The 6,602-nt window shown below is 73.9% G+C and carries 1 protein-coding gene; it reads left to right on the top strand.

The window, feature by feature from the left end; translation table 11 throughout:
- Window positions 1–104: 104 nt before the first annotated feature.
- Window positions 105–6,602: amino acid adenylation domain-containing protein (locus tag AB0J09_RS52280; protein WP_360709360.1), on the top strand; the 6,498-nt coding region annotated here is incomplete at its 3' end.

Below are 6,602 nucleotides of genomic sequence, written 5' to 3'. Positions count from 1 at the left end.
CCGGGCGGACAGGAGGCCTGCCAGCCGGACCGCGCTCCGCGCACCCGTGCTGATCACCGTGACCGGCACGTGGGGGAGCGGCCTGTCCGCCCTCAACGCAGACCCTGGCCGGGTTGCGGGAGTTGAGCCTTGGTGCCGGGGCGACGCTGTTCATGACCCTGGTCGGCGGGCTCGCCGTGGTGCTGGGTCGCCACGCAGGTCAGGACGACGTGGTCGTCGGCACGCCCGTCGCCAACCGCAACCGTGCCGAGACCGAGGACCTGATCGGGTTCTTCGTCAACACCCTGGCCCTGCGCACCGACCTGTCCGGCGACCCGACGCTCGCCGAGGTGGTCGCCAGGGTCCGCTCCGAGGCGCTGGCCGCCTACGCACACCAGGACCTGCCGTTCGAGCAGCTCGTGGACGCCATCCAGCCCGAACGCGACCGTTCCCGCCACCCGCTGTTCCAGGTGATGGTCACCCACGGGCAGGGCACGGTCGCCACGTTCGACTTCGCCGGGCTCACCTCCGAGGGGCTCGGCCTGCCGCCGACGATGGCCAAGTTCGACCTGACCATCGCCTTCAGCGAGAGCGGGCCCGACCTGAGCGGAGAGATCAGCTACAGCACCGAGCTGTTCGACCGGGGCACGGTCGAACGGCTGGCCGCCCACCTCGTCGCCGTCCTCGACGCCGCGGCGGCTGACCCGCGCGCGCGCCTGTCCGACGTACAGGTCATCGGGCCCGGTGAGCGCCATGCGGTCGTGACCGGCTGGAACGACACCGCGACGCCGGCGGCGGACTTCGCCGCCGTCCACGAGCTGGTCGCGGCCCGTGCCGCCGCCCGCCCCGGAGACCCCGCGGTGACCTACCAAGGGACGACGTTGAGCTACGGCGAACTCGACGCGCGGGCCAACCGCCTCGCCCACCACCTCATCGGACAGGGCGTCGGCCCCGAGACGGTGGTGGGACTGCGCCTGGACCGCGGCCTGGACATGGTCGTGGCGGTCCTCGGCGTGCTCAAGGCCGGCGGGGCCTACCTGCCGATCGACCCCGACTACCCCGCCGAGCGCATCGCTTACATGCTCGCCGACAGCGGGGCACGGTTCGTCCTGAGCCACGGCGGGCTCACCGGCGCTCCGGCGGGGCCGGGGGAGACGCACCTGGACGACCCACGGACCGCCGCGCTCATCGACGCCGGCCCCGCCACCGCGCCCGACCGGCTGCGCCACCCCGACCAACTCGCCTACGTCATCTACACCTCGGGCTCCACCGGCCGCCCGAAGGGCGTGGCGGTCGGCCACCGCAGCCTGGCCAACCTGGTCAGGGCGCAGAGCGCCGACTACGACCTCACCGAGCGCGACGTGGCGCTCCAGCTCACCTCGTTCAGCTTCGATGTCGCCGGCTGCGAGCTGTTCGCGGCCCTGTCCACGGGCGCCCGCGTCGTCGTCGCCGACGCCGAGGCCCGCGGGTCCGCGCGGGCTCTGGAGGACCTGGTACGGGCCGAGGGCGTCTCCGTGGCGCAGATGACCCCGACCACCGCCCGCCCTCTGGCCCTGGACATGCTCCCCGGACTGCGGCTGCTGGTGACCGGCGGCGAGGCATACCCCGCCGAGCTGGCCAGGTCCTGGGCCCGCGGTCGGCGGCTGATCAACGCCTACGGGCCGACCGAGACGACCGTGTGCGCCACCGTCGGCGTGTGGACGGACGGGCACGACGGGCCCCCGCCCATCGGCACCCCCATCGCCAACATGCGCGCGTACGTGCTGGACCGTCACCTCGGCCCCGCCCCGATCGGGGTGGCGGGCGAGCTGTTCATCGGCGGCGTCGGCGTGGCCCGCGGCTACGCGCACCGCCCGGAGCTGACCGCCGAGCGGTTCGTACCCGACCCGTTCGCCGGAGACGGCTCACGCCTCTACCGCACCGGCGACCGCGCCCGCTGGCGGGCCGACGGGCAACTGGAGTTCCTCGGCAGGGTCGACGACCAGGTCAAGATCAGAGGGTTCCGCATCGAGCCGGGCGAGGTCGAGGCGGCGCTGGCCGCGCACCCCGGCGTGGCAGGCGCGGCCGTGACCGCCAGAGCCGACGGCGGCGGCCGGGTACGGCTGGTCGGCTACGTCGTGCCCGCCGACCCCGCGGCGGGGATGCCGGCCGTGGGCGACCTGCAGGCCTTTCTCCGCGGCACTCTGCCCAGCCATCTCGTGCCGTCACTCTTCGTCGAGCTGGCCGCGCTGCCGCTGAGCCCCAACGGCAAGGTCGACCGGGCCACGCTGCCCGCCCCGGACGCCGCCCGTCCCGGCCCTGTCGGGACGCTCGTCGCGCCGCGCACCGCGACGGAGGGCGTCCTGGCCGAGGTCTGGGCCGAGGTGCTGGGGCTCGACCGGGTCGGCGTCGAGGACAACTTCTTCGAGCTGGGCGGCGACTCGATCATCAGCATCCAGGCCGTCGCGCGGGCCAGGGCCCGAGGCGTGCACGTCACCCCTGCGCAGCTCTTCGCGCACCAGACCGTCGCGGCCCTGGCCGCCGTGGCGATCCGCGCGTCCGCCGTCGACGCCGAGCAGGGGACGGTGACGGGCGAGTTCCCGCTGACGCCGATCCAGCGCTGGTTCCTCCGGCGCGAGCTGCCCGAGGCCGGGCACTTCAACCAGTCGGTTCTACTGGAGATCGGCGAGCGGCTGGACCCCGCCGCGCTGCGCCTGACCCTGGAGGCGCTGGCCGGCCACCACGACGCGCTGCGCGCCCGCTTCACCGGCACCGGCGACGAGTGGGCCTGCCATGGCGAGAGCGGCGGGCAGAGCTGGCCGCTGACCGTCGTCGACCTCGCCGCCCATGACGGCGCCGCTGAGGCCGGGGTCCTGGACGAGCAGGCCACGGCCGCCCAGACGGGCCTCGACCTCGGCCACGGGCCGCTCGCCCGCGCCGTGCTGTTCGAGCGCGGAGAGGCCGGGCAGCTCCTGCTGCTCGTGGCGCACCACCTGGTGGTCGACGGCGTGTCCTGGCGGATCCTGCTTGAGGACCTCGAGCTCGCCTACGGCCAGGCCGAACGCGGAGACCAGATCCGGCTCGCGCCGAAGACCACCTCGTTCGCCCGGTGGTCGCAACGCCTCCTGGACGTTGCCCGGTCGGAGGCGACGGCGGACGAGGCGCCGTACTGGCTGGACACGACCTCGGGCGCCACGCCGCTGCCGCGCGACCACGACGGACGCAACACCGCCGCCTCGGCCAGGACCGCGCGCGTCAGCCTCGGCGCGGAGCCGACCGGGCGGCTGCTGCACGAGGTGCCCGCGGCATACCGGACGCAGATCAACGACGTCCTCATGACCGCCCTGGGGCTCGTGCTCGCCGAGTGGAACCCGGGCGCGAGGACCCTCGTCGACCTGGAGGGCCACGGCCGCGAGGACCTCGGCCCCGACATCGACGTTTCCCGCACCGTCGGATGGTTCACCACGTTCTTCCCCGTCGCGCTGCCCCCAGACGGCGGCCCTGACCTCGGCCGCGCGCTGATGCGTACCAAGGAGCACCTGCGCGCGATCCCCCACAGGGGCCTCGGCTACGGCCTGCTGCGCTACCTCGCGGGCGGGCAGGTGAGCGCGGCGCTGGAGGCCGCGCCCCAGGCGGAGCTGAGCTTCAACTACCTGGGCCGCTTCGACAACGTGGGCGAAGGCGAGGCCCGTCTGCGGCAGGCGGACGGTTCACTCGGCGAGGAGCGCTCCCGCCTGGGCGAGCGCACCCACCTCGTCGAGGTGAACGGCGAGATCGCCGGCGGCCGCCTGGAACTGGCCTGGACCTACTCCGACCAGGTGCACGACGAGGCCACCATCGTCCGGCTCGCGCGCCGCTACGTCGAAGTGCTCGGCGAGCTGATCGAGCACTGCCGCGCCGACTCAGCCGGAGGCGCCACGCCGTCGGACTTCCCACTGGCCGCTCTCGACCAGGAGACGCTCGACCTCGTCCTGCGGGAGCGGCCCGCGCGCACCGTGGAGGACGTCTACCCTCTCACCCCGCTCCAGCAGGGCATGCTGTTCCACACCCTGCTGGAGCCCGGCTCGGGCGTGTACTGGGTGCAGAACGGGCTGCTGCTGGACGGCGAGCTCGACGAGGCCGCGTTCCTGAGGGCGTGGGAGCTGGTCCTGGCCCGGCACCCGGTGCTGCGCAGCGCCGTCGTATCCGAGGGTGTCCCGGTGCCGCTGGCGGTGGTCTCGCGCGAGGTCCCCGTACCCCTGGAACGGCGCGACTGGAGCGAGCTGGGCGAGGCCGCACAGGCCGAGGCCCTCGACGCGTTCATGGATGAGGACCGGGCGCGCGGCGCCGAGTTCGACCGGCCCAGCCTGATGCGCGTCACGCTCATCCGGCTGGCCGACCGCCGGCACCAGGTCGTGTGGAGCTATCACCACCTGCTGCTGGACGGCTGGAGCGTCCCCATCGTCCTGGGCGACCTCATCCACGCCTACCACGCCTACCGGGCGGGCGAGCAGCCCCGGCTCGCCGGCCCCCGGCCCTTCCGCGACCACCTCGCCTGGCTCGCAGGGCAGGATCTCGGCGCCGCCGAGGCATACTGGCGCGAACGCCTGCGCGGCGTCACCGAGCCCACGGACCTCGGCGTCACCCGCGACACCGGCAGGCGCGGGCACCGCACCCACCGCGCGAGAGTCAGCGAGGCTGCCACCGCCGCGCTCACCGAGCTCGGCCGCCGCCACCACCTGACGCTCAACACGGTGGTCCAGGGCGCCTGGGCGCTGCTGCTGTCGGCCTACAGCGGTCAGGACGACGTCGTGTTCGGCGTGACCACCTCGGGCCGGGCCGACGACCTTGCCGGCGTGGAATCCATGGTCGGGCTGTTCATCAACACCACCCCCACCCGGGTGCGGGTGGAGGGGGGCCTGAGGCTGCTCGACTGGCTCCACCTGCTCCAGGAGGAGCAGGTGAGGGGCCGCGCCTTCGAGCACACCCCGCTGGTGCAGGTGCAGGCCTGGAGCGAGATCCCCCAGGGCAGGCCGCTGTTCGAGAACCTGCTGCTGTTTGAGAACTTCCCGCTCGGGCGGCTGGACGACGAGATGGCCGGGTCCGCCGCGAACGAGCTGCGCGTCGACGACAACGTCTCCAGGGAGCAGCCGAACTACCCCCTGACGATCACCGCGGGACCCGGCACCGAGCTGGCCATCGGCCTGCACTACGACGGTGCCCTCTTCGACGACGACACGATCGGGCGGATCGCCGACCGGCTCGTGGCGATCCTGCAGGCCATGGCCGACGACCCCGGCCGCCTGGTCGAACACCTGCCCCTGCTGACCGGCGACGAGCTCCGCCTGGTCCTGGCCGAGGGGGAGGGCCCGTCCGTTCCGCTCCCCGGCGTCGGCGGCGTCCACGAGCTGGTGTCGGCCCGGGCGAAGGAACGTCCGGACGCCGTCGCGCTGGTGTTCGGCGAACAGACCATGACCTACCGGGAGCTGGAGGACAGAGCCGACCGGCTCGCCCACCACCTGCGCGCCCAGGGCGTGCGGGCCGAGACGGTCGTGGCCCTCTGCCTGGAACGCGGGCTCGACATGGTCGTCACCATGCTGGCCGTCCTGAAGGCCGGCGGTGCCTATCTGCCGCTGGACCCTGACTACCCCGCGGAACGGCTGGCGTTCATGCTGGCCGACACCGGCGCGCCGGTCCTGGTCACCCACCGCGGGCAGGCCGGAACACCGGCCGTCGAGGGCGGCGCGCGCGTCGTCGACCTCGGCGACCCCGCGACCGCCGAGGCGCTCGCCGCCACCCCCGCCGGACCGCCGGACGTCCACACCGACCCCGCCCAGCTCGCCTACGTCATCTACACCTCCGGCTCGACCGGCAGGCCCAAGGGCATCGGTGTGTGCCACCGCGACGTCGTCACGCTGGTGACCGCAGGCGACTATGTGGCACTCCAGTCCGACGACGTGGTGGCCCAGGCCTCGACGACGTCGTTCGACGCCGCGACGTTCGAGATCTGGGGAGCGCTGGCCAACGGCGGCACGCTGGCCGGCATCGACCGCGACGCCCTGCTGTCGCCGCATGCGCTCGGCGCCGAGCTCGAACGGCTCGGCGTCACCACCTTGTTCCTGACCACCGCCGTGTTCAACCGCCTGGCCGCCGATCATCCGTACGCCGCCCGCGGCCTGCGCCACCTACTGTTCGGCGGCGAGGCCGTGGACCCGCTCAGCGTCCGCAGGATGCTCGCCCTCGGCCGCCCGGGCCGCTTGCTGCACGTGTACGGGCCGACGGAGACGACGACGTTCGCCACCTGGCACCTGGCCCGGCGTGCGGCGCGCGAGGCGGGCGGTACGGTGCCGATCGGACGGCCGCTGGCCAACATGCGGGCCCTTGTGCTCGACCGGTTCCTGCGCCCGGTGCCGGTCGGGGTCGCGGGGGAGTTGTTCCTCGGCGGCGTCGGCGTGGCACGCGGCTACCTCAACCGGCCGGAGCTGGCGGCCGAGCGGTTCGTGGCCGACCCCGTCGCCGGAGACGGCTCCAGGCTCTACCGCACGGGCGACCGGGTCCGCCGCCTCGCCGACGGGAGCATCGAGTTCCTCGGCCGCGTCGACGAGCAGATCAAGATGCGCGGCTTCCGTATCGAGCCGGGCGAGATCGAAGCCGCGCTGCGCGCC

The organism is Nonomuraea sp. NPDC049784 (genome assembly GCF_040659615.1).
Taxonomy (GTDB): Bacteria; Actinomycetota; Actinomycetes; order Streptosporangiales; family Streptosporangiaceae; genus Nonomuraea.
Note: the sequence above shows the minus strand (reverse complement) of the source record. Positions and strands in the feature narration are given on the sequence as shown.